Annotated in this window: 21 protein-coding genes; 15 read left to right on the top strand and 6 right to left on the bottom strand. The window is 72.6% G+C overall.

Annotated features, from left to right (window positions below; translation table 11 throughout):
- Positions 1 to 53: 53 nt before the first annotated feature.
- Genes H343_RS28475 through H343_RS28470 form a run of 3 tightly spaced genes read right to left on the bottom strand, consistent with a single transcriptional unit; the run spans position 54 to position 2,382 of the window.
- Positions 54 to 1,079 carry a hypothetical protein gene (locus H343_RS28475; RefSeq protein WP_051264465.1) on the bottom strand — a complete coding sequence of 342 codons (1,026 nt, stop codon included), beginning with the start codon at positions 1,077 to 1,079 and terminating at the stop codon, positions 54 to 56.
- Complete coding sequence (locus tag H343_RS0102580; protein ID WP_028429864.1) at positions 1,076 to 1,342, bottom strand: MoaD/ThiS family protein; 267 nt, start codon at positions 1,340 to 1,342, stop codon at positions 1,076 to 1,078. Before H343_RS0102580 ends, H343_RS28475 begins: the two co-directional genes overlap by 4 nt.
- 41 nt (positions 1,343 to 1,383) lie before the next feature.
- Positions 1,384 to 2,382, bottom strand: coding sequence for an alpha/beta fold hydrolase (locus H343_RS28470; protein ID WP_199778861.1), 999 nt, complete (start codon positions 2,380 to 2,382; stop codon positions 1,384 to 1,386).
- Between the two features lie 230 nt (positions 2,383 to 2,612).
- On the opposite strand from H343_RS28470, the gene H343_RS0102570 reads away from it, so the two are divergent.
- The 11 genes from H343_RS0102570 (at position 2,613) to H343_RS28455 (ending at position 14,832) form a co-directional block, all read left to right on the top strand.
- A complete protein-coding gene (locus H343_RS0102570; RefSeq protein WP_028429863.1) occupies positions 2,613 to 3,392 on the top strand; it encodes a response regulator transcription factor in 780 nt (259 codons plus the stop codon).
- 120 nt (positions 3,393 to 3,512) lie between these two features.
- Complete coding sequence (locus H343_RS0102565) at positions 3,513 to 4,550, top strand: LacI family DNA-binding transcriptional regulator (protein WP_028429862.1); 1,038 nt, start codon at positions 3,513 to 3,515, stop codon at positions 4,548 to 4,550.
- 73 nt (positions 4,551 to 4,623) lie between these two features.
- Positions 4,624 to 5,769 carry a trypsin-like peptidase domain-containing protein gene (locus H343_RS0102560; RefSeq protein WP_028429861.1) on the top strand — a complete coding sequence of 382 codons (1,146 nt, stop codon included), beginning with the start codon at positions 4,624 to 4,626 and terminating at the stop codon, positions 5,767 to 5,769.
- A 101-nt stretch (positions 5,770 to 5,870) separates the two neighbouring features.
- Positions 5,871 to 6,596 (top strand): response regulator transcription factor, encoded by a 726-nt coding sequence (locus H343_RS0102555; protein ID WP_037902163.1) that lies wholly within the window; start codon positions 5,871 to 5,873, stop codon positions 6,594 to 6,596.
- Positions 6,593 to 8,119 (top strand): sensor histidine kinase, encoded by a 1,527-nt coding sequence (locus tag H343_RS28465; RefSeq protein WP_078504936.1) that lies wholly within the window; start codon positions 6,593 to 6,595, stop codon positions 8,117 to 8,119. The genes H343_RS0102555 and H343_RS28465 overlap by 4 nt, the downstream gene beginning before the upstream one ends.
- Before the next feature lie 80 nt (positions 8,120 to 8,199).
- Complete coding sequence (locus H343_RS0102545; RefSeq protein ID WP_028429859.1) at positions 8,200 to 8,808, top strand: NAD(P)H-dependent oxidoreductase; 609 nt, start codon at positions 8,200 to 8,202, stop codon at positions 8,806 to 8,808.
- A 103-nt stretch (positions 8,809 to 8,911) separates the two neighbouring features.
- The gene (mshD, locus tag H343_RS0102540) at positions 8,912 to 9,817 is read left to right on the top strand and encodes a mycothiol synthase (protein WP_028429858.1); all 906 of its coding nucleotides are present in this window, start codon (positions 8,912 to 8,914) and stop codon (positions 9,815 to 9,817) included.
- Positions 9,818 to 10,040: 223 nt separating this feature from the next.
- Positions 10,041 to 12,278 (top strand): RNA degradosome polyphosphate kinase, encoded by a 2,238-nt coding sequence (locus tag H343_RS0102535; protein ID WP_028429857.1) that lies wholly within the window; start codon positions 10,041 to 10,043, stop codon positions 12,276 to 12,278.
- 283 nt (positions 12,279 to 12,561) lie between these two features.
- On the top strand, positions 12,562 to 13,716 hold the full coding sequence (locus H343_RS28460; RefSeq protein ID WP_486586752.1) for a CHAD domain-containing protein: 1,155 nt from the start codon (positions 12,562 to 12,564) through the stop codon (positions 13,714 to 13,716).
- Positions 13,717 to 13,827: 111 nt separating this feature from the next.
- Positions 13,828 to 14,253, top strand: coding sequence for an Hsp20/alpha crystallin family protein (locus H343_RS0102525; protein WP_028429856.1), 426 nt, complete (start codon positions 13,828 to 13,830; stop codon positions 14,251 to 14,253).
- A 177-nt stretch (positions 14,254 to 14,430) separates the two neighbouring features.
- Positions 14,431 to 14,832, top strand: coding sequence for a DUF2267 domain-containing protein (locus H343_RS28455; protein WP_051264461.1), 402 nt, complete (start codon positions 14,431 to 14,433; stop codon positions 14,830 to 14,832).
- A 70-nt stretch (positions 14,833 to 14,902) separates the two neighbouring features.
- Here H343_RS28455 and H343_RS0102515 read toward each other — a convergent pair whose 3' ends face one another.
- Positions 14,903 to 15,715, bottom strand: a complete 813-nt coding sequence (locus H343_RS0102515; protein WP_028429855.1) for a hypothetical protein — start codon at positions 15,713 to 15,715, stop codon at positions 14,903 to 14,905.
- 161 nt (positions 15,716 to 15,876) lie between these two features.
- Here H343_RS0102515 and mshA point away from each other — a divergent pair, with 161 nt between their 5' ends.
- A complete protein-coding gene (gene mshA, locus H343_RS0102510; RefSeq protein ID WP_028429854.1) occupies positions 15,877 to 17,265 on the top strand; it encodes a D-inositol-3-phosphate glycosyltransferase in 1,389 nt (462 codons plus the stop codon).
- Complete coding sequence (locus tag H343_RS0102505) at positions 17,258 to 17,809, top strand: type III secretion system chaperone family protein (RefSeq protein ID WP_028429853.1); 552 nt, start codon at positions 17,258 to 17,260, stop codon at positions 17,807 to 17,809. Before mshA ends, H343_RS0102505 begins: the two co-directional genes overlap by 8 nt.
- 430 nt (positions 17,810 to 18,239) lie before the next feature.
- On the opposite strand, the gene H343_RS28450 is transcribed toward H343_RS0102505, so the two are convergent.
- The gene (locus tag H343_RS28450; RefSeq protein ID WP_051264460.1) at positions 18,240 to 19,277 is read right to left on the bottom strand and encodes an extracellular catalytic domain type 1 short-chain-length polyhydroxyalkanoate depolymerase; all 1,038 of its coding nucleotides are present in this window, start codon (positions 19,275 to 19,277) and stop codon (positions 18,240 to 18,242) included.
- A 189-nt stretch (positions 19,278 to 19,466) separates the two neighbouring features.
- On the opposite strand from H343_RS28450, the gene H343_RS0102490 reads away from it, so the two are divergent.
- Together H343_RS0102490 and H343_RS0102485 are read left to right on the top strand one after the other, a co-directional pair.
- Positions 19,467 to 20,255 (top strand): 3-hydroxybutyrate dehydrogenase, encoded by a 789-nt coding sequence (locus H343_RS0102490; protein ID WP_028429852.1) that lies wholly within the window; start codon positions 19,467 to 19,469, stop codon positions 20,253 to 20,255.
- 96 nt (positions 20,256 to 20,351) lie between these two features.
- Entirely contained in the window at positions 20,352 to 22,265 is a 1,914-nt protein-coding gene (locus H343_RS0102485; protein WP_028429851.1) for a GAF domain-containing protein, read from the top strand.
- On the opposite strand, the gene H343_RS0102480 is transcribed toward H343_RS0102485, so the two are convergent.
- On the bottom strand, positions 22,218 to 23,684 hold the full coding sequence (locus H343_RS0102480; RefSeq protein WP_028429850.1) for an MFS transporter: 1,467 nt from the start codon (positions 23,682 to 23,684) through the stop codon (positions 22,218 to 22,220). The genes H343_RS0102485 and H343_RS0102480 overlap by 48 nt on opposite strands.
- Positions 23,685 to 23,760 lie beyond the last annotated feature (76 nt).

Here is a 23,760-nt window from a genome sequence, read left to right as displayed (position 1 = left end):
GTGCCGATTCCGCCGGATCTGCCGGTCTTCAGCGAGCCTAACCTGAGCTTTCGTCAGACGAGAGCTCTGCCGAACAGATACACGGCCGGTGCCGCCAGGGTCAGGGGCAGTGCCACTCCCGCCGTCATGTGGACGAAACGCGAGGGGTAGTCGTAGCTGGCCACCCGCAGGCCGACCAGCGCGCAGGCACCCGTCGCCAGCCCCAGCATCGCGCCGGAGATGCCCGGTGCCGCCGGGTAGACGTCTCCCCCCAGGAGCGTGAGGTGACCCACGGCCGCACCCGCTCCCACCGCGGCCAGCAGTGCGAGGGCGGGCGCGGCGAGAGGCGGCAGCGGCAGCGCCCGTACGAGAACGGCGGCGGCGACCGCGGCAGTACCGGCCGTCACGGCGTCCGCCGTGGCCACGTCGAGCGCGCCGAGGAACGCGGCGGCCACGACCGTGAGCGCCGTCGCCGCGAAGGCGGCGGTCAGGGCGTAGAGCCGCTCGTCGGGACCGGACTGGTTGCGCAGGTGGAGCGTGAGCGTGAGGACGCACCACGCCCCGAGAGCGCCGATGAGCACGGCGGGTGTACTGCCGCCGTCGGTCAGCAGGAGGGCGGCGTCGGTCGCCAGCCCGCCGAGGAAGGCGAGCGCGATGCCCTGCCGGGCCGGCCACATCCCGTTCAGCCGGAACCAGCCCGCGGCCGTCACGGCCTGGAGCAGCGCGACGGCGACGGCGAGCGGGACGCTGCCGAGCGGTGCCGCGCCCCCCAGCAGGACGGCGAAGGCGGCGGTGAGCGCGGCGGGCTGGAGCCCCGGTGCGATCAGCGGTGAACTGCTTCCGCGCGCTGCCGTGGCGGGACGCCGCGCCGGGGTGGGGCTGGGCACGCCGGGGGAACCGGGCGCGGCCGGACCGGGCGCGGTCGGACCGGGCGCGGCGGAGGCGGTCGGCGAGGCGGACGAGGCCGGGGCGGTGGCGGCCGAAGGCATCGGTCCCGGATGGGGCCGCCCGTGACCCGGGTACTGCGGCTCGTACGGGTCGTCGCTCCCGTACTGCTTCGGCTGACCGTAGGCGCCGTGCTGCGGCTGCTGCTCGCTCATGCGCTGCCTCCCGCGAACGGCGGGAGCACCTCGACCGTGCCGCCTTCGCTCAGCCGCACCGTGTCGTGGGCGCGCTTGCCGACCGGCTCGCCGTTCACGAGGAACGAGCAGCGCCGCAGCACCGTCGCGAAGTCCGCGTGTTCGTGGTGCCGCTCACGTGCGCCGTCGAGGGCGTCGGCGAGGGTTCCGGCCTCGTACCGCTCCTCGGCGATCCCGGCTGCGGCCTTGGCCGCAGCCCAGTAACGGATCGTGCCACTCGCCATCGTGGGTTCCGTCCCTCCCGCTGTCCTTCTTGCTCGCACCATCATGCCGGGCCGTCGGGGGCGCTCGGCCACCGAGCGGTGATCCACGCGCCTATCCGGTGCAGGAGGGCGGGCGCGGCGGCGTTCTCGGCATGGCCGAAGCCGGGCTCCAGCCACAGTTCGGTGCAGCCGGGATCGGCGGCTCCGGCGAGGGAACGGGGGTGGTCGAGAGGGAAGTACGCGTCCTGGTCGCCGTGTACGACGAGCAGCGGCGTCGGCGCGAGGGCGGGGGCCGCGGCGGTCGGGGAGAGCGGTACGGGGTCCCAGTCGCGGGGGTGGATGCGGGTGCGCAGCCCGTACCGGGAGACGAGCCGGCCCACCGGACGCTGGATCACCCAGTGCACCCGGCGCATGGGCGCCGTACCGCGGTAGTACCAGCGGGCGGGGGCGCTGACGGCGACGACCGCGTCCGCGTGCGTGCCGTGCGGCCCGCCGTCGGTGCCGGACGGCCGGCTGGATGCCGGGGCGGACACCGGTGGTGACGCCGAAGGCGGCGGTGACGGTGACGGTGACGATGACGGCGGCGACGGTGGTGCTGTGCCGGAATGTGCGACCGTGCGCCCCTCGTGCCCCTCCTGCTCCCCGGTGCGTACGGTCTCCCGGCACTGTTCCGCTTCCTCGCGGCCGGGGCGGTGGAGCGCGCCGTGCCGGACGACGACCGAGCCGCCCATCGAGAAGCCGACCGTGGCCACGCGTGCGTGTCCCATCGAGCGCGCCCAGCCGACCGCGGCGGCGAGATCGAGGACCTCGCGGTCGCCGACCGTGGAGTGTCCCCCGGACCTGCCGTGGCCGCGGAAGGAGAAGGTGATCACGGCTCCGTACTGCGCGAAGACCTGTGCGGCACGGCGCACCGCCGGCCGGTCCGCCGATCCGCTGAAACCGTGCGCGAGCACGATCGCGCACGGGGCGGACGGGGCGCCGGCAGAGCCACTGTCCGTACCGCCGCTGCCCGCCCACGGCTCGTACGCCGCGTCGATCCGCACCCCGTCCCCGGTCCGCAGGATCTGCTTCCGGCGCGCACCTTCCGCGTCTGCGTGCTCACTCCCGGTGTCCGTTGCGGTGTCGGAGCGAGCGAACTCACACTGCACTTCGTCGCGCATGTCGGCTATTCTGCTCCGAGTGAAGGATCCGGGCAGCGCCGCCCCCGGGTCCTTTTGTGCTTTCAGGAGCGCAACCGTACGAAGCAGTGCCGTACCGATGTCCCCTCCGCGGGACTGAGGAAGGACCAGACGTGAGTTCGCTACTCCTGCTGACGAATGCCCTCCAGCCCTCCACCGAAGTTCTGCCCGCACTCGGGCTGCTGCTGCACAACGTACGTGTGGCACCGGCCGAGGGCGCGGCCCTCGTGGACACCCCCGGCGCGGACGTGATCCTCGTCGACGGGCGCCGCGACCTGCCGCAGGTGCGCTCCCTGTGCCAGCTCCTCGACTCGACGGGACCCGGCTGCCCGCTGGTGCTCATCGTCACCGAGGGCGGCCTCGCCGCCGTCACCGCCGAATGGGGCGTCGACGACGTGCTGCTGGAGACCGCGGGCCCGGCGGAGGTCGAGGCGAGGCTGCGGCTGGCGACGGGGCGGCGGCAGATCGGTGTGGAAGAGACGCCGACGGAGATCCGCAACGGCGACCTGTCGGTCGACGAGGCCACCTACAGCGCGAAGCTGAAGGGCCGGGTGCTCGACCTGACCTTCAAGGAGTTCGAGCTGCTGAAGTACCTGGCGCAGCACCCCGGCCGGGTCTTCACCCGCGCCCAGCTGCTCCAGGAGGTCTGGGGCTACGACTACTTCGGCGGCACCCGGACCGTGGACGTGCACGTGCGGCGCCTGCGCGCGAAGCTCGGCCCCGAGTACGAGTCGCTCATCGGTACCGTGCGCAACGTCGGCTACCGCTTCGTCTCGCCGGAGAAGGGCGAGAAGTCGGCCGAGGAGAAGAAGGCCGCGGCGGACGCCCGCGCGGTCACCGACGCCGCCACCCGCGTCGCACGTGAAGCGGTGGGCGCCCCGGGCCAGGAGTAGCACGCGCGCGGCCCGCGGCCCGCGGGCGCGGCCGGGGCAGCGCGAGGCCCCGTGCCGGGCGCCCTGCGCGAACCCCGCACGCCCCGCAGACGGCGGATGCTTCCCGCGTAGACTGCGCGGGTGGCGAGGGTGACGCGGGACGATGTGGCAAGGCTGGCGGGTACGTCGACAGCGGTCGTCAGCTATGTGATCAACAACGGGCCGCGGCCCGTAGCACCGACCACCCGGGAACGGGTGCTCGCCGCGATCAAGGAGCTCGGCTACCGTCCGGACCGGGTCGCACAGGCGATGGCCTCGCGCCGTACGGACCTGATAGGCCTGATCGTCCCGGACGCCCGGCAGCCCTTCTTCGCGGAACTGGCCCACGCCGTGGAACAGGCCGCCGCCGAGCGCGGAAAGATGGTGCTGGTCGGCAACTCCGACTACCTCGACGAGCGCGAGGTCCACTATCTGCGGGCGTTCCTGGGGATGCGGGTCTCCGGCCTGATCCTCATCAGCCAGGGCCCCAGCGAGCACGCCGCCGTGGAGATAGACGCCTGGGACGCCCGGGTCGTACTGCTGCACCGGCGGCCCGAGGCCATCGACGACGTCGCGGTGGTGCTCGACGACGTCGGCGGCGCGCGGCTCGCCACCAGTCATCTGCTGGAGCACGGTCACGAGTACGTCGCCTGCCTCGGCGGCATCGACTCCACCCCCGAGTCCGGGGACCCGGTGACCGACCACGTGGAGGGCTGGTCGCTCGCGATGAAGGACGCCGGGCTCCCGGTGGAGGGGCGGCTCTTCCAGGCGCCGTACAACCGCTACGGCACCTACGAGCTCGCGATGGACCTGCTGCGCCGCCCGGACCGCCCCACGGCGGTCTTCTGCTCGACGGACGACCAGGCGTTCGGCGTGATGCGGGCCGCGCGGGAACTGGGCATGGACGTACCGGAGGACCTGGCGGTGGCGGGCTTCGACGACGTCAAGGAGGCGGGCCTGAGCGATCCGCCGCTCACGACGGTCGGTTCGGACCGCGAGGGCATGGCGAAGGCAGCCGTCGACCTGGTGCTGGACGACTCGCTGCGGGTGGCCGGTTCGCGCGGGCAGCGGCTGCGGCAGTTCCCGGCGGGGCTGGTCGTGCGGCGCTCGTGCGGGTGCGGTACGTCCCCGAGAGGCTGACCCCTCCCGGGATCTTGGGGGCTTCTCAGCGGTGTCTCAGGCCCCTCTCATGGAGCGCGGCCACTGTGGCGGCATGAGCGAACACCAGGCGTTCTCCGGGCCCCCGTCGTCGCCCGCTTCCCGTCCGGCTGCCGCGGGTCCCTCCGGGCCGTCGGCCGTTCCGGACGGTTCCGGTTCCTCTTCCTCTTCCGGGCATCCGCCGCTCCCTCCCCATGCGCCTTCGGGCCCGTACGCGCCTCCCGGGCCGTACGTGCCTTCCGCGAACGCGGCACACGACGGCGGACCCGCCCACGACGGCGGACCCGCCCACGCGGGCAGGCGGCGCGGCGTCCGTATGCCGGTGGCGGCCGTGGCGGCGCTCGCGCTGGGAGCTGCCGCGCTGGGCGGCGGTACGGCGGCAGGGCTCGAGGAGCTGCTCGGCAGGGACGGCGGCAGCGGCGTGAACGGCACCGTCGCCGACGGCAGCCAGGCATCCGCCGGCGCGGACGGCACGGTCTCCGGCGTGGCGCGTGCGGTCGGCCCGAGCGTCGTGGAGATCAAGGCGTCCTCGGACGGCGGAGAGTCCACGGGGTCGGGAGTGGTCGTCTCGGAGGAAGGCGAGATCCTCACCAACAACCACGTGGTGGCGGGAGCGGACAGCGTGCGCGTCACCTTCCACGACGGCAGCACGGCCGAGGCCGACGTCGTGGGCAGGGCGGCGGACCGCGACATGGCCCTCATCGAGGCGCGTGACGCGGACAGCCCGACCCCGGCGAAGCTCGGCGACTCCGACAAGGTGGGTGTCGGCGACCAGGTCGTCGCCATCGGTTCCCCCCAGGGGCTCACGGGCACCGTCACCAGCGGCATCGTCTCGGCGAAGGACCGGGACGTGACCGTACGGAACGAGGGCGGGGACGGCGGGGACGGTGGCGGCGGCCAGGGGCGTCAGGGCGGCGACTGGCCGTTCGAGTTCGGCGGCGGCCAGTACAACGGCGACCCGGGCGAGGAGACGACCACCTACAAGGCCATCCAGACCGACGCCTCGCTCAACCCCGGCAACTCGGGCGGCGCGCTGGCCACCATGGACGGCCGGGTCATCGGCTTCAACTCCGCGACGTACTCCTCCGGTTCGGGTTCCGGTTCCGGCGCGGGTGCGAGTTCGGGTCTGGGCTTCGCCGTCCCCGTCAACGACGTCAAGGACGTCCTGGGCGACCTGCGTTCCGGCGCCGGGGAGGTCTGACCGTGACCACGGAGCCCTACGCGGCCGCCGCCACGGCTCCCGCCCCGGCCGTCGTCCCGGGTGTCGCCCCGGCGCCCGCCGCTGATGCGAAGCTGGACCCCATGGTGGCCATGAAGGTGCTGATCGTCGACGACGAGCCGGCCGTCCGGGACGCGATCCGCCGCAGCCTCGTCTTCGAGGGGTACGAGACGGCGCTCGCCGTCGACGGGCTGGACGCGCTGGAGAAGACCCCCGCGTACGACCCCGACCTGATCCTCCTCGACGTGCTGATGCCCCGCATGGACGGGCTGACGGTCGCCCGGCGGCTGCGCGCCGCCGGGCGCCGCGTGCCGATCCTGATGCTCACCGCCCGCGACACCGTGGGCGACCGGGTCACGGGACTGGACGCCGGAGCCGACGACTATCTCGTCAAGCCCTTCGAACTGGACGAACTGCTGGCCCGCATCCGCGCACTGCTGCGCCGCACCTCCTACGCCCAGCAGCAGGCCGGCCCCGGCGTGGACCCAGCCGCCGGCGCGCCGGGCTCACTGAGCTTCGGCGATCTGCGGATGGACCTGGGCACGCGGGAGGTGGCGAGGGGCCCACGCACGGTCGAGCTGACCCGGACCGAGTACATGCTGCTGGAGATGTTCCTCTCCCACCCGCGCCAGGTGCTCACGCGTGAGCAGATCCTCAAGTCCGTCTGGGGCTTCGACTTCGAGCCCTCGTCCAACTCACTGGACGTCTATGTGATGTACCTGCGGCGCAAGACCGAGGCGGGCGGTGAGCCGCGCCTCGTGCACACGGTGCGCGGCGTCGGCTACGTCCTCAAGGACGACGCGGCGTGAAGCTTCCGGCCCGGCCTGCGCTGCGGCTGAAGCTGTCCGCGCCGCCGCTGCGCTCCCGTCTGGCGCTGCTGGCCGCGGTGACGGTGGCGCTCGCCGTGGCGGCCTGCGCGACGGCCTGCTGGTTCCTCGTACGGGCGCAGCTGATCGGCTCGCTGGACGAGGCGCTGCGCAACAACAACCGTGTCGACCCCAGCTTCATCGTGGGGCAGGTCAGCGCGGGGCAGTGCTCACCGGCCGACCAGCGGGCGCCTAACCCCTTCGACGCGACCGTCCAGGTCGTCGACCGGCACGGCAAGAGCTGCGTCATCGTCGGCAGCAAGGTGGAGATCGCGCCGGGCGACGTCGCGGTGGCCGAACGCAAGCAGATCGAGTCGGTGCACACCTCGCCCAGCACGGACGGCTCCGGCACGGAGTACCGCGTCCTCACCAGCCCGGTGGAGGGCACCGACGTGGCGGTGTCGGTGGCACGGCCGATGACCGAGACCGACAGGTCGCTGCGGAACCTCGCCCTGATCCTCGCGCTGGTCGGCGGCGCGGGCGTTCTGGCCGCGGCGGGTGCGGGTGTCGCGCTGGCGCGCGCGGGTCTCCGTCCCGTCGACCGCCTGACCGGTGCGGTCGAGCACATCGCTCGCACGGAGGACCTCGGGGTGCGCATCCCCGCCGACGGGGACGACGAGATCGCCCGGCTCTCGCGCTCGTTCAACTCGATGACCGAAGCGCTCGCCTCCTCACGTGAGTTGCAGCAGCAGCTGATCGCCGATGCCGGGCACGAGCTGCGCACGCCGCTGACGTCGCTGCGTACGAACATCGAACTGCTCGTGCGCAGCGAGGAGACCGGACGGTCGCTGCCGCCCGAGGACCGGCGGGCACTTCTGGAGTCGGTACGGGCGCAGATGAGCGAACTCGCGGCGCTCGTCGGCGACCTGCAGGAGCTCTCGCGTGAGGCGTCGCCGGGCGGCGGGCGTGTGGACGTCGTCGCGCTGCACGAGATCACCGAACGGGCGGCACAGCGGGTGCGTCTGCGCAGCACGCGTGTGGCCGTCACGGTGCGCACGGAGCCCTGGTACGCACGGGGCGACCCCCCGGCGCTGGAGCGTGCCGTGGTCAATCTGCTGGACAACGCGGTCAAGTTCAGCCCGGACGGGGGCACTGTCGAGGTCGGGCTGAGCGAGGGGACGCTGCGCGTACGGGACCGGGGGCCGGGGATCGGCGAGGAGGAACTGCCCTACGTCTTCGACCGGTTCTGGCGCTCTCCGTCCGCGCGGAGTCTGCCAGGTTCGGGGCTGGGCCTGTCCATCGTGGCCCGTACGGTCGAGCAGGCGGGTGGCGAGGTGACTCTGGAGCCGGTGGACGGGGGCGGTACGGAGGCGGTGCTGCGCCTGCCGGGCGCACCGCAGGCGCCTGACGGGCCGGACGGGACAGAGGGGCCGGACGGCTCGTCAGGCGGGCCGCAGGGCCCGGGCGGGAACGAGGACCGGACCGAGGACCGGACCGGGGACGCGCCACCTGAGAGTTTGACTTGAACTTAACTTCATGTATGAGCCTGGGTCCGTCAGCTCGCGCACGTCACGTGCGGGGGACACCGTGACCCAGGAGAGTTCCGATGGAAAGCAACAAGCCGCTGCGCCTCGCGGTCATCGTCGCCAGTGTCCGCTCCGGCCGTTTCGGCCCGACCGTCTCGGACTGGTTCGCCTCGGAGGCCAGGAAGCACGGCAGCTACGAGGTGGACGTGATCGACCTCGCCGAGGCCGATCACGAACTGCCCGTCTCGTTCCCGGACTTCCGTGCTTCACTGCCGCCCCGCGTCGCACGGGTCCGGGACAGCCTCTCCCGGCGGCTCACCGCCGCCGACGCCTTCGTGATCGTGACCCCGGAGTACAACCACAGCTTCCCGGCGCCGCTGAAGAACACCATCGACTGGTTCAGCAGCGAGTGGCACGCCAAGCCCGTCGGGTTCGTCTCCTACGGCGGCATGGCAGGCGGCCAGCGCGCCGTCGAGCAGCTCCGGCAGGTCTTCCCCGAACTGCACGCGGTCACCGTCCGGGACACCCTCAGCTTCCACATGGCCTGGGAACGCTTCGCCGAGGACGGCCGGCCGCGCGACGAGGAGGGGACCGGCGCCGCCGCCAAGGGCATGCTCCGGCAGCTGGAGTGGTGGGCGCTGGCGCTGCGGGAGGCCCGCGGCAAGGTCCCGTACTCCTCGGCCGTCTGAAGCGCCGCAAAGGGCGTTCCGCGCCCGCGGATTCACGGTCGGGGGCACGGGTTCCCGTGGCCGGGGAGTACAGCGGCCCGTGCCTCTCGTAGGGTCTTCTCCCATGAGCGACGTGGTGGTAGTGAGCGAGGCGTCGGCCGAAGTCGTGCGGGACGTGCAGACGCTGATCGACGAGTCGATCGGTACGGACGGTCAGTCACCCCTGTCGGAGCAGGGGTGGTTGCATCTGCGCGGAGGGCTGCGGACCGGCGTCCGGCATCTGCTGCTGCGGCGGGACGGTCAACTCCTCGGGTACGCGCAGCTGGAGGACACCGACCCCGTCGAACCGCCCACCGGTGAACTGGTCGTGCACCCCGACCACCGCGGGCGCGGGTACGGACGGCAGCTCGGGCAGGCGCTGCTGAACGAGTCCGGCAAGAGGCTGCGGGTGTGGGCGCACGGCGGCCACCCCGCGGCACGCCACCTCGCCCAGGTGCTCGGCATGGCGCTCTTCCGGGAGCTGCGCCAGATGCGGCGCCCGCTCACGGGCGCCTCCACCCCCGCACTGCCCGAACCGGTGCTGCCGGAGGGCGTGACCGTACGCACCTTCCGGCCCGGCGAGGACGACACCGCGTGGCTGGCGCTGAACGCCGCGGCCTTCTCCCACCACCCCGAACAGGGCAGCCTCACCCAGCGCGACCTGGACGACCGGAAGACGGAACCGTGGTTCGACCCGGCGGGCTTCTTCCTGGCCGAGCAGGAGGGTGAGCTGATCGGCTTCCACTGGACGAAAGTGCACAGCGCGGACCAGCTCGGCGAGGTCTATGTGCTGGGTGTCTCACCCGCCGCGCAGGGCAGCGGGCTGGGCAGGACCCTCACGGCCGTCGGGCTGCGCCACCTGGAGCGCAACCGGGGGCTGCCGACCGCGATGCTCTACGTCGACGCCGACAACGTGGCCGCCGTCCGCGTCTACGAGCGGCTGGGGTTCCGCACGTACGAGACGGACCTGATGTACCGCACGGAGACCTGACCAGACCTGATCTGACCTGACCGCCTCCCCCGTTTCCCCCGCCCCTCGGTGCTCCGTGTGCCGCGCGCTTCAGTGATCGCGCGCACGTGGCGTGGCGCTCGCCTGAGCGCCATGTGCGCGTAACCATTGATTCAGACGTGCTTGCGAGCATCGTCGAATGCAGCCGTACGCTCGCCCTCACGCCACCCGTACCGGATCGGCCGGTGCGGGGAACAATGGGGTCATGAGCGAGCCCGTGTCACGTGCCGCATCACCCGCTCCCTACTCCCTCCCACCCGCCGGGACGGCGGACGGAACCGCCGGACAGGCCGCCGGACTGGACCCCGGTCTCGACGCCGACCCGGACGTCTACCCGGCGCCCGGACGGAACGCGGGGGAGACGGACCCCGACGACCTCCCCCCGGATCGCTTCCTGGACCGGGAGCGCAGCTGGCTCGCCTTCAACGAGCGTGTGCTGGAACTCGCCGAGGACCAGGAGGTACCCCTGCTGGAAAGGGCGAACTTCCTCGCGATCTTCGCCGGCAATCTGGACGAGTTCTTCATGGTCCGCGTCGCCGGTCTGAAGCGGCGCATCGCGACCGGTGTCGCCACCCGCTCGGCGTCCGGGCTGCAGCCGCGCGAGGTGCTGGAGCAGATCTGGACCATCTCCCGCGAACTGATGGCGCGGCACGCCCGCTGCTACCAGCGGGAGACAGCACCCGCGCTCGCCGCTGAGGGACTGCACCTGATCCGCTGGGGCGAACTGACCGAGAAGGAGCAGGCCCGCCTCTTCACCCTCTTCCGGCAGCAGATCTATCCCGTGCTCACGCCGCTCGCCGTCGACCCGGCGCACCCCTTCCCCTACATCTCGGGGCTGTCACTCAACCTGGCCGTCGTCGTACGCAACCCCGTCACAGACCAGCAGCACTTCGCACGTGTGAAGGTTCCGCCGCTGCTCCCGCGCTTCCTGGAGGCGTCGCCGCATCGCTGGGTGCCGCTGGAGGACGTCATCGCCGCCCATCTGGAGGAACTCTTCCCCGGCATGGAGGTGCTGGCCCACCACATGTTCCGGGTGACGCGGAACGAGGATCTGGAGGTCGAGGAGGACGACGTGGAGAACCTTCTCCAGGCGCTGGAGAAGGAACTGCTGCGCCGCCGCTTCGGACCGCCCGTACGGCTGGAGGTGGAGGAGTCGATCGACGAGTACGTGCTGGACCTGCTCGTGCGCGAACTGAACGTCTCCGACTCCGAGGTGCACCCGCTGCCCGGCCCGCTGGACCTGACCGGACTGTCCGGGATCGTCTCGGCCCTGGACCGGCCGGAGCTGAAGTACCCGAACTTCGTCGCCGGCACGCAGCGCGACCTGGCGCAGGTGGAGTCCGCGCAGCCGCCGGACATCTTCGCCGCGCTGCGCGAACGGGACGTACTCCTGCACCACCCCTACGACTCCTTCTCCACCTCCGTGCAGGCGTTCCTGGAGCAGGCCGCCGCCGATCCGCACGTACTGGCGATCAAGCAGACGCTGTACCGCACCTCCGGGGACTCACCGATCGTCGACGCCCTCATAGACGCGGCGGAGTCCGGCAAACAGGTGCTGGTCCTGGTCGAGATCAAGGCGCGCTTCGACGAGCAGGCCAACATCAGGTGGGCGCGCAAGCTGGAGGAGTCCGGCTGCCACGTCGTGCACGGACTCGTCGGACTCAAGACGCACGGCAAGTTGTCGCTGGTGGTGCGGCAGGAGGGCGAGACGCTGCGCCGCTACGCGCACGTCGGCACGGGCAACTACCACCCCAAGACGGCACGCCTTTACGAGGACGTGGGGCTGCTGACCGCGGACAAGGACGTCGGGGCGGACCTGTCCGACCTGTTCAACCGGCTGTCCGGGTACTCGCGCCGGGAGACCTACCGGCGGCTGCTGGTGGCACCCACGTCGCTGCGGGACGGGCTGGTCGCGCGCATCCAGCGGGAGATCGTCCACCACCGTGCGGGGCATCCCGCCTTTGTGCGCTTCAAGGTCAACTCCATCGTCGACGAGGCCGTCGTCGACGCCCTGTACCGGGCGTCCCGGGCGGGAGTGCCCGTCGACCTGTGGGTGCGGGGGATCTGCGCGCTGCGTCCGGGGGTGCCGGGGCTGAGCGAGAACGTACGGGTGCGCAGCGTGCTGGGCCGGTTCCTGGAGCACTCCAGAGTGTTCGCGTTCGGGAACGGCGGTGAGCCGGAAGTGTGGTTCGGGAGCGCCGACATGATGCACCGCAATCTGGACCGCCGCATCGAGGCACTGGTGCGTGTTCCCGACCCCGCGCACCGCGCCTCACTGATCAAGCTGCTGGACACGGGCATGGCCGACGACACCGCCTCCTGGCACCTGGGCCCGGACGGCGACTGGACGCGGCACGCCCACGACCCGGACGGACAGCCGCTGCGCAACGTCCAGGAATCGCTGATCGAGCGCCGGAGAAGACGACGTGGTCCGGCGGCATGACGCACGAACAGGACTTACGAGCGCACGGCCCGCGGGGTGGGCCGGGGGAGCGCGGTGAGTGCCGTGAGCCCGTGAGGGGACTGTGATGGGGCAAGGGGAGACAGCCGGTCAGGGCCGGCTGCTGCCTCCCGTCCGCGGGGGAGCCGACCGCGGCGGCGGCAGCGCCGGGGCCGGGTCCGCGGCCGGGAGAACAGCCGGGGCCGCGGGCGGGAGAGCCGCCGGGCCCGCGACCCGGACCCCGCCCGGAGCCAGGGGGGACGCGCCGAGTCCGGTCCTGCCTCCGGTGCCGGCGGGGACGCCCGCCGCCGCGCCCGCCGCACGGCCCGCGAACGTGGAGACGGCGGACGCGGCGGAGATGCTCGGCGGAGCCCTGCAGGCATGGGCGGCCGACTTCCTGCGCAGCCTGCGCAGGCACTCGGAGAGCGCGGGCAGCGCGGAGACGGCCCCCCAGGCAGCCGAAGCGGTGCGCGGCCTGCGGCGGACGGGCCGCCGTCTCGGCGGCACCCTGCACACCTACCGCTCGCTGCTGGACGCGGCGTGGGCGGACCGGCTCGCCGTGGAACTGCGCTGGCTCTCGGACACGCTCTCCCGTGAGTACCTTCTCGCCGACCGGCTGGAACGGCTCCACGGTGCCCTGTACCGGCTCGTCGGCGACTCCGGCGGCGACGGGAGCGAGACCGGCTCCGGCAGGCGCGCGGCCGGCGGCGAGGGCGGGCGCTCCGCCGGCGCCGCAGTCCGCGGCGGCGGTCCGGACACCCTGCTGCCCGCGGGTGCCGCCCGGGCGGGCGCCCTGCTGGAGCGGCAGCTCACCCTCGCCCGTACGCGTGCGCACTCGGCGGCACTCCAGGCGCTCGTCTCCGGCCGCTTCCACGCGGTCGCCGACGCGGTGGCCGTGCTGGCCTCCGAGGTGCCGCTCGCACCGGACGGGGCGCCGGGGCGGACGGCTGCCGAGGTGCTGGTGCCGCCGGCGGACCAGGCCCGGCAGCGGCTCGTCCAGGCGGTCCGGGCACTCCGGCTTCCGCAGGCCGACGTGGCGGGCCAGGACGGCGCCCTCTCGCGGCCGGTGACCGTACGGAGGCCGCGGATGCGCGAGGACGCGGCATGGCACGAGGTGCGTGTGCTGCTGCGGTTGCACGGGTATGCCGAAGAGGTTCTGCTGAATGCGGAGCGGGCCGTCCCCGACGACGCGGACGGTGCGCGGTCCTGGCCGGCTTCGGCCCGTGCTGTGCTCGACAGTCACCGTGACGCCGTGGAGGCGGCTGAGGCGGCCGCCTCAGCCGCCCGTACGCCGCGCATCGCGCCCGCGACGGCGTACGCGCTCGGGGTGCTGCACGCGGACCAGCGGCAGGAGGTCGAGGTGGCCCGTGCCGCCTTCGGACGGCTGTGGCATCAGCCCAGGCCACATGTGCCTCCACATGTGACGCATCCCATGCCGTGACCGCTGTTCATAACCTTGAGTCCCGGCTTGTCAACTTTCCTCGGGTCGGTGTATATAAGAAAGCACAGGGCATCGCACGGAAGTGCAATCCATGGAGGGAGATGAACAGTGATGCTCATGCGTACCGACCCGTTCCGCGACTTCGACCGCATCACACAGCAGGTCTTCGGCACGCAGGCACGCCCCGCGGGCATGCCGATGGAGGCCTACCGCGCGGGTGACGAGTTCGTGATCCACTTCGATCTGCCCGGTGTCGCGCCGGAGGCCGTCGACCTGGACGTCGAACGGAACGTCCTCACGGTGCACGCCGAACGCCGCTCACCGGCCCCCGGTGACGCCGAACTGATCGCCGCGGAGCGCCCCTCGGGCAGATTCAGCAGGCAGGTCTTCCTCGGCGACACCCTGGATTCCGACCGGATCGACGCCTCCTACGACGCGGGCGTGCTGACGGTTCGCATTCCGGTCGCCGAGCAGGCGAAACCACGCAAGATCCAGATCAGCGGCGGCGATTCGGGGACCCACCAGATCGCCGGCTGAGCAAGAAACGGTACAATCCGCAGTACAAGAGGTGAGGGTCATCCGGCGCGGGCGGCTGAGCAGGCAGAAGTTTACGCCCGCCCCGGAAAGCCACCCTGCTGCACATCTCTTCCCGGCCCTCGGGGCGCAAGGCCCGAGGGCCGATGTCACGTAAGCCGAAGGAAGGAACACACAGGTATGCGGTGGAGCGAGTTCGTTGCCAGGGTGGCCGAATACGGCCGCTACGCCTCGGAGGACGAGGCCAAGCGGATCGTGCGGATCGTGCTCTCGGAGGCAGGCGGGCACGTGGCTCCGGACGTCCGCGCCGAACTGGCGCAGCGGCTTCCCGCGCCGGCGGCGGAGGCGCTGGCCTTCCAGCTCCCGGCCACCAAGCCGCTCTCCGCCTCGGAGTTCGTCGACTGCGTCGCGGACCGCGTCGAGGGCGCGACGCACGCCACCGCCCGCTGGCACGTGAGCTCGGTGCTGTCGGTCGCGGCCGGCGTGTGCGGCGAGGAGCTGACCGACCGCGTCCTCGCCTCCCTGCCCCCCGGGTACGCGATTCTCTTCGGCCGCGGTGAGCTGAGCAGGGCGGCAGCCTGAGACCCGGTCCGCATGCTCGTCGGACAGCCTCGGCTGTACGGCGGGCATGCGGGCCGGGCCGGCTCCCGGCTCAGCACACGCGGCCGCCAGGAGCGAGCGCGCTCCAGCGCACGCTGATCTCTCCCTGCCGCCAGCGCTGAGGGCCGTCCGTCACGGGCCAGTGCTGCGCCAGGGCGTGCGCCGCACGCATCCAGCGCTGCCGGGCACTGAGCGCCCCGTAGGGCGATGCCGCCGCCCACGCGCGGTCGAAGTCGCGCAGGAACGCGTGGACCGGCTCGCCGGGGACGTTGCGGTGGATCAGTGCTTTGGGGAGCCGCTCCGCGAGGTCGGAGGGAACTGTCAGCGAGGCCAGCCGTGCGGCGAAGGTGACCGTGCGCGGCCCGTCCGCTCCGAGCGCCACCCACACGTGGCGCCGTCCGATCTCGTCACAGGTGCCGTCGATGAGCAGCCCGTCCGGCGCCAGATGTGCGCGCAGACGGTTCCACACGGGGGTGACTTCCGCCACGTCGTACTGGCGCAGCACGTTGGCGGCGCGGACCAGCACCGGCCGAGGCCCCTCCGGCAGGGGAAGTTCGAACCCGCCGCGTATGAACGTCAGCCCTTCGCACACGTACGGGAGCGCGGCGGCGACCCGCTCCGGCTCTATCTCGACGCCTGCCACACGGACGTCCGCGCGCACCTCGCGCAGCCGGCCGAGCAGTTCGACGGCGGTCCACGGCGCCGCACCGTAGCCGAGGTCGACCGCCAGGGGAGGCGCGGCGGAACGGCGCAGCGCGGGGCCGAGCGCCGAGGCGATCCACCGGTCCATGCGCCGCAGCCTGTTGGGGTTGGTGGTGCCGCGCGTCACTGTCCCGACGGGACGGGCAGGAGAGCGGGCGGCCATGGCAAGAGCGTACGGGCAGGGGGCCGCGGGCCGGGCGTGCGGCGGTGTTGTCACGATTCGGCAAAACGGAAATGGGAAGCCGACCCTCCGGTGTTGTTCCCACGGGCCCTTGAGGCTCTGCGCGACGTACGCCACAGGAGCCACCGAGGAGGCAACCGCCCGTGAGCCAGTACATAGCGCGGCTGGGCCAGATGCGTGCCCGGCTGCCCCAGCAGCAGCGGCCCCTGCTGCGGCTGCCCGGGCCCTCGCGCCGGCCGCGCAGGGTGGCCATGCTCAGCGTGCACACCTCACCGCTGCACCAGCCCGGCACGGGCGACGCGGGCGGCATGAACGTCTACATCGTCGAACTCGCCAGGCAGCTCGCCGAGCACGGCACCCAGGTGGAGATCTTCACCCGCGCCACGACCGCCGCTCTTCCCCCCAGCGTCGAACTCGCCCCCGGTGTGCTCGTACGGCACATCGACGCCGGCCCGTACGAAGGGCTGTCCAAGGAGGACCTGCCCGCGCAGCTGTGCGCGTTCACGCACGGCGTGATGCAGGCGTGGGCGGGCCACCGGCCCGGCCACTACGACCTCGTCCACTCCCACTACTGGCTCTCGGGACACGTCGGATGGCTCGCCGCGCAGCGCTGGGGCGTTCCGCTCGTCAACGCCATGCACACCATGGCGAAGGTGAAGAACGCCGCCCTCGCGGACGGCGACACCCCTGAACCCGCGGCCCGCGTCATCGGGGAGACGCAGATCGTACGGGCGGCCGACCGCCTCATCGCCAACACCGCCGAGGAGGCGGGCGATCTGGTGCGGCACTACGACGCCGACCCCGCGCGTACCGCCGTGGTCCACCCCGGTGTCAACCTGGCACGATTCCGTCCCGCCGACGGACGGGCCGCCGCACGCGCGAGGCTCGGACTGCCGCAGGACGCGCTGATCCCTCTCTTCGCCGGGCGTATTCAGCCCCTCAAGGCGCCGGACATCCTGCTGCGCGCCGTCGCGCAGCTCGTGGACGAGGACCCGGCACTGCGCGGACGGATGCTCGTCCCGGTGGTGGGCGGACCGAGCGGCAGCGGACTCGCCAAGCCGGAGCGGCTGCACAAGCTCGCCGCCAAGCTCGGCATCTCGGACGTGGTGTGCTTCCGGCCGCCGGTGGGGCAGGAGGAGCTGGCCGACTGGTACCGCGCGGCCAGCGTGCTGGTGATGCCGTCCTACAGCGAGTCGTTCGGGCTGGTCGCCGTCGAGGCGCAGGCGTGCGGCACCCCTGTCGTCGCCGCGGCGGTCGGCGGTCTGCCCGTCGCGGTGCGCGACGGTGTCAGCGGCTTCCTCGTCGAGGGGCACGACCCGCGGGAGTACGCACGTGCCCTGCGGCACTTCGTCCCCGGCCCGGGAGGGAGCGCCACGCCGGACGGCCCGCACGGGCCGGCCGACCGCATGGGCGAGGCGGCGGCTCGGCACGCCGAGGGCTTCGGCTGGGAGGCCGCCGCGGCGGGCACGCTCGAGGTCTACGCCTCAGCGCTGCACGATCAGCGCCGTCGCCTACGATCGGCTCATGGCTGAGGCGAAGGACGGCACACCGGACGCGGCGGCCGGCGACGGTTCCGCGAGAGCGCGGGGCGCGCTCGAACAGGCCCTGCGCGAAGCCGAGGTGGAGTGGGAGAGCCCGGCCCAGGGCACCTACGTCGTCACGCTCCCCGGCACGCGGAAACTCTCCACCACGTGCTCCCTGGTCGTCGGCCGGCACTCCCTCTCCGTCAACGCCTTCGTCGTCCGCTGCCCCGACGAGAACCACGCCGCGGTGCACCGCTGGCTCCTGGAGCGCAACACCCGCCTCTACGGGGTGAGTTACGCCCTGGACAAGCTGGGCGACATCTATCTGGCCGGCCGCCTCCCGCTGAGCGCCGTCACTCCCGAGGAGGTCGACCGGCTGCTGGGCGCCGTGCTGGAGAACGCCGACGGCTCCTTCAACACACTGCTGGAGATGGGCTTCGCGACCGCCATCCGGCGCGAGTACGACTGGCGCACGTCCCGCGGCGAGTCGACCCGCAACCTCGACGCCTTCACACATCTCACGGGCGGCGGCACCCGGGACGACCGCGGCTGACGGTGGCCTGCCGGTGAGTACCGATGCCCGTCCGGGAGCGACACGGCGGGCGTGAGGGGAGGGGGAGTTCGTGGTGAAGCGACAGCGGACAATCGCCGGTCTGCTCCTGGCTGCCGGCGCCTGCATCGCGGCGTCTCAAGTGGCCAAGAGTGCCGCGGCTGTCCTCTGGTGCGTCGCGCTTGTGTCCCTGCTGGCCGCCGCCGGACTGGCGGCGAGGGCGGCAAGGAACAGGGACGGCTGAGCGGCCGGCGGCTGAGCGGCCGGCCGACCGACCGGCTGAGCGGCCGGCTCACCTCCGCGCAGACACGGAGAGGCCGCAGGAAGGCCGTGGGCCCGGAGCTTCGTGCTCCGGCCCCACGGCCCGCCCCGCGGTCGTCGTACCCGCCGTACCGGCCGTCAGGTGCCCGGCCGGACGCGTCGGCCTCTCCCGCTATCCGCCCAGTCCCCAGTCGGCGGTGATGTGACCGGTGGAGCAGATCGTGTCGAGGAAGTGCGCTCCGGCCGTTCCGCAGCCCTCGTCCGGCTTCACGGGGGTGCCGTGGCCCATGCCCTGCACCGAGTAGTCGCGTACGACGACGTCGCCGTCGCCGTTCGTGTAGTCGGTACGGGTAGTGCCGCCCGTCAGCTCCTCCGTCCCGTCCGGCTCCTGGTCGGCACCGTGCACGTCCGTCCACTGCTTCACCGACTCGGCGGCGTTGGCGGGGACGACGGTCGTGTCGGCCGTGCCGTGCCAGACCGACACGGTGGGACGCGCGCCCGAGTGGTCCGGAGCGGCGTTCCTGGCCAGGTCGCCCCACTGGGCCGCCGACTTGCTCACACCCGGGTTCATGCAGGTGAACGCCTCGGCCACGGTGGCGGCACACCCGTGCGGCAGGCCCGCGACGACGGCCCCGGACCTGAAGACGTCCGGATAGGCGGCCAGCATCGAGGACGTCATCGCGCCGCCCGCCGACAGCCCGGTGACGAACACCCGCGAGGTGTCCGCGTCGAGGTCGGCGACCGTGCGGTCCACCATCTGCTTGATCGACAGCGCCTCGCCCCGGTCCCGTGAGGCGTCACCGGACTGGAACCAGTTGAAGCACTTGTTGATGTTGTTGCCCTGCTCCTGCTGTGCGGCGACGACGGCGAAGCCGCCCGCGTCGGCGGCGCTCTGCCAGCCCGCGCCCTCGAAGTACGTGGGCGCGTCCTGGGTGCAGCCGTGCAGTACGACCACGACAGGGCTGCCGGCGGGCAGCCCTTCCGGCGTGTAGCGGTACATGCTGAGCGCGCCCGGGTTGGAGCCGAAGCCGGCGACCTCCTCCAGGCCCGCCGCCGCCCGTGCCTGTCCTGCCTGCACCTGTCCTGTCTGCACCGCTTCCGCCCGCGGCGCCGGCGGCTGTGCCGAGGCGGTGCTGCTTCCCAGGGTGGCCAGCCCGAGTGAGGCCAGGGTGGTCATGATCAGAGCGACTCTTCGCCTTGCAGCTTTCATGGCGCTCCTTCCGTGGGGATCCCGCGGGGGCCCGTGGGGAGCCTCCCGGGGGAGTGGTCCCGTGGGGGTCGGGCCGACCGTAGAGGCGCACGGGTACGCGGCCGAACGTGTGGTGCGTCCAGCGGTTCCGGGTGGCGAGTGTGGCGTGACCACATTGGGCGCCGATGTGCACGCGCCTAGCTTTGCGGCATGACCGAGCAGCTCTCACCCGCCCCGCACTCCGTCGCCCTCGATCTCACCGGACGAACCGCGCTGGTGACCGGTGCCGCGAGCGGCATCGGCCGCGCCTGCGCCCTGCGGCTGGCGGCGGCGGGTGCCAAGGTACGGGCGGTCGACCGCGACGCCGCCGGACTCGACGCCCTGCAGGGCGACGCGGTGCAGCCCTACCCGCTCGACCTCACCGAACCGGACGGACTGGACGCCGCCGAGAGCGCCGCGGCCGGCTCCGACATCCTCGTCAACGGTGCCGGCTTCCAACTGGTCCGGCCCATCGAGGAGTTCCCTCCCGCCGAGTTCCACAGGCTCCTCACGGTGATGCTGGAGGCTCCCTTCCGGCTCATCCGCGGCGCCCTTCCGCACATGTACGAGCAGGGCTGGGGGCGGGTGGTGAACATCTCCTCCGTGCACGGGCTGCGCGCCTCCGCGTACAAGTCGGCCTACGTCTCCGCCAAGCACGGCCTGGAGGGCCTGTCCAAGGTCACCGCCCTGGAGGGCGCGGCACACGGAGTCACCTCCAACTGCGTCAGCCCCGCCTACGTCCGTACACGCCTGGTGGAGCAGCAGATCGCCGACCAGGCGGAGGCCCACGGCATCTCGGCCGACCGGGTGGTCTCCGAGATCCTGCTCGCCGACTCCGCGCTCAAGCGGCTCCTCGAACCGGAGGAGGTGGCGGAAGCCGTGGCCTATCTGTGCGCGCCGGAGGCCTCCTTCGTCACCGGTGCCTCGCTTCCGCTCGACGGCGGGTGGACAGCGCACTGACGTGCCGGCCGCCCCGGACGCGCGGCCCCTCTCCCGTCCCTGTGAACCGCTCTCGCCTCTGGCGTCACACACCGCACCACGGGTAAGCCTGTGACCATGCCCCGAGCCCGGCCCGATGCCGCCTACCTGGAACTCCTCTCCCGACGCGCGCCCGCCGAGGCGTACGACGAGCCGCTCACCGAGGCCCGCGCGGCGGGAGCGACGTCCGAAGAGCTCGCCGCGCTGCAGGGCGGCAAGCTGCTGGCTCTGCGCATCCGCGCCGAGCTGGAGGGCCGCCGGCGGCGTGAGGCCGAACTGACCGCCCTCATCGAGACCGTGCACGACCTGGCCGGGCTGCGCGACCTGGACGACGTGCTGCGCGCCATCGTCCAGCGCGCCAGATCACTGCTGGGCACCGAGGTCGCCTACATGACCCTCACCGACGACGAGCGCGGCGACACCTACATGCGGGTCACGGAGGGCTCCGTCTCCGCGCGCTTCCAGCAGCTGCGGCTCGGCATGGGGGAAGGACTGGGCGGCCTGGTCGCACAGACCGCACGTCCCTACGTCACCGACGACTACCCGGCGGACGAGCGCTTCCGGCACACCTCCCCCATCGACAGCGCCGTGGGGGAGGAGGGTCTGGTCGCCATCCTCGGCGTGCCGCTGCTGCTCGGCGGACGGGACGTGATCGGCGTGCTCTACGCGGCCGACCGGCGCGCACGGGTCTTCGAACGGGAACAGGTCGCGCTGCTGGGCTCGTTCGCGGCGTACGCGGCCGTGGCCATCGACAACGCGCGCCTGCTCGCCGGGACCCGTGACGCGGTCGCCGAACTGGAGACGGCCAACGAGACGATGGAGCGCGCGAGCGACGTCCACGACCGCCTGACCGACCTCGTGCTGCGCGGGGGAGACGTGACCGACGTCGCCTCGGCGGTCGCGGAAGTGCTGGCGGGCCGCGTGGAGTTCGTCGAACCCGTGGCGGCGTCCGCACGTCCCGCCGTGGAACGCTCCCGCAGCGACGGATACGCCGTATGGGACGGCGGCAGCTGGGTCACCGCGGTCTCCGCGGGCGGCGAACTCCTCGGCGCGCTCGAACTGCACGGACACCCCGCGCTGGCCCCCGTCGACCAGCGCACCTTCGAACGCGCCGCCATGGTCACGTCCCTGCTGCTGCTCGCCCGCCGCTCCGCCAGTGAGGCCGAACAGCGCGTGCGCGGTGAGCTGCTGGACGAGCTGCTGGACGCCACCAGCCACGACCCCCGGCTGCTGCGCGACCGCGCCGCCCGGCTGCACGCCGATCTGGACGCCCCGCACGTACTGCTCAGCGCGCGGCTGGAGGGGCACACGGGAGCGGAGGCGGAGGAGAGCCTCGGACGGCAGCGCCTGTGGGCCGCCGCGTCCCATCTGGCCGTCACCCGGCGCGGGCTGGCCGCAGCGCGGGACGGTGGCACCGTCCTGCTGCTGCCGCTCACCGACAGCTCCCGGGACCACGCGGCACGCCCGCCGACGGTCTCCGGGCTCGCCCAGGAGATCGCCGCCGAACTCCGCGTCGCCGCCGGAGCCCCGGTCACCGTCGGGTCCTCCGCACCCGTGACCGCGCCCGCGGCGCAGCCCGGCGCTGTCGCGGCGGCCTACCCCGAAGCGCGGCGCTGTGTGGACGCGCTGCGGCTGCTCGGCCGCACCGGCCAGGGCGCGGCGGCCGAGGACTTCGGGTTCATCGGCATGCTGCTCACCGACAGCCGGGACGTCGGCAGCTTCGTACGGCGCACGCTCGGACCGGTCCTCGATTACGACGCACGGCGCGGCACCGATCTGGTGGCCACCATGGAGGCGTACTTCGCGTGCGGCATGAGCCCCGCCCGCGCCAAGGACGAGCTGCACGTGCACGTCAACACGGTCGCCCAGCGCCTGGAGAGGGTGGCCAGGCTGCTGGGCGACGACTGGGTGTCACCGGAACGTGCGCTGGAGACGCAGCTCGCGCTACGGCTGCACCGACTCGCGGGAGCGGTCGGCCGGTCCGGCAGATGAGGCGGTGCTCCCGGCGGGACCGCCGTCGAGCGCAGCGCCGAGGGCGTCCTCCTCACCGACCTTCGTCAGGTCCCGCGACTTGGTCTCCTTCGCGCAGAGGATCGCCACGGCGGTGATCAGCGCCGCCGCTATCACGTACAGGGAGACCGGCGTGGAGCTGCCGTAGGCGGCGAGCAGAGCGGTGGCGATCATCGGTGCCGGCGCACCGGCCACCACCGAGGAGAACTGCGCACCGATCGACGCCCCGGAGTAGCGCAGCCGGGTCGCGAACAGCTCGGAGAAGAACGCCGCCTGCGGCGCGTACATCGCACCGTGCAGCACCAGCCCGACCATCACCGCGAGCACGATGGCACCGAAGCTCCTGGTGTTGAGCAGTTCGAAGAACGGGAAGACCCACAGGCCCGTCCCCACCGCCCCCAGCAGATACACCGGACGCCTTCCGAGACGGTCGGAGAGCGCACCCCAGGCGGGGATCACGGCGAAGTGCACCGCGCTCGCGATCAGCACCGCGTTGAGCGCGGTCTGCTGGGACAGCTCCAGTTCGTTCGTGGCGTAGACGAGGATGAACGCGGTGATGACGTAGAAGCTGATGTTCTCGGCCATCCGCGCGCCCATGGCGATCAGCACGTCCCTCCAGTGGAAGCGCAGCACGGCGACCAGCGGCATACGCTCCACCTGCGCTTCCACACCGGTCCGGGCCGCCTCGGCCTTGCGGGCCTCCGCCCGCGCACGCGCTTCCTTGAAGACGGGCGACTCGTCGACCGCCAGCCGGATCCACAGCCCGACGACGACCAGCACACCCGAGAGCAGGAACGGCACCCGCCAGCCCCAGCTCAGGAACGCCGACTCCGACAGCAGCGCGGTCAGCACCGCCAGCACCGCCGTCGCCAGCAACTGCCCCGCGGGCGCGCCGGTCTGCGGCCACGAGGCCCAGAAGCCGCGCCGCTTGGCGTCCCCGTGCTCGGAGACCAGCAGCACCGCGCCGCCCCACTCGCCGCCCAGCGCGAACCCTTGCACCAGGCGCAGCGTCGTCAGCAGTACGGGCGCCAGAGAACCGATCGCGGCGTGCGTGGGCAGCAGCCCGATCGCGAACGTCGCACCGCCCATCAGCAGCAGGCTGAGCACCAGCAGCTTCTTGCGCCCGATCCGGTCGCCGTAGTGCCCGAAGACGAGCGCCCCGATCGGACGGGCGGCGAACCCGACGGCATAGGTGAGGAAGGCCAGCAGTGTTCCGACGAGCGGGTCGGAATCGGGGAAGAACAGCTTGTTGAAGACCAGCGCGGCGGCCGAGCCGTAGAGGAAGAAGTCGTACCACTCGATCGTCGTGCCGACGAGGCTGGCGGCGACGATGCGGCGCAGGGACGATGACGCGGCGGTGGGCTCCGAACTCTTGGGAGCTGCGGGGTTCTCGGGGGTCATGGCGTGACCGTAGGGACGAATCCGCCACCGACACATGTGTCCGGCCGCCACTAAGGGGTGGCCGGATATCGCCTCC

It is taken from the genome of Streptomyces sp. TAA204, from assembly GCF_000424965.1.
Note: the sequence above shows the minus strand (reverse complement) of the source record. Positions and strands in the feature narration are given on the sequence as shown.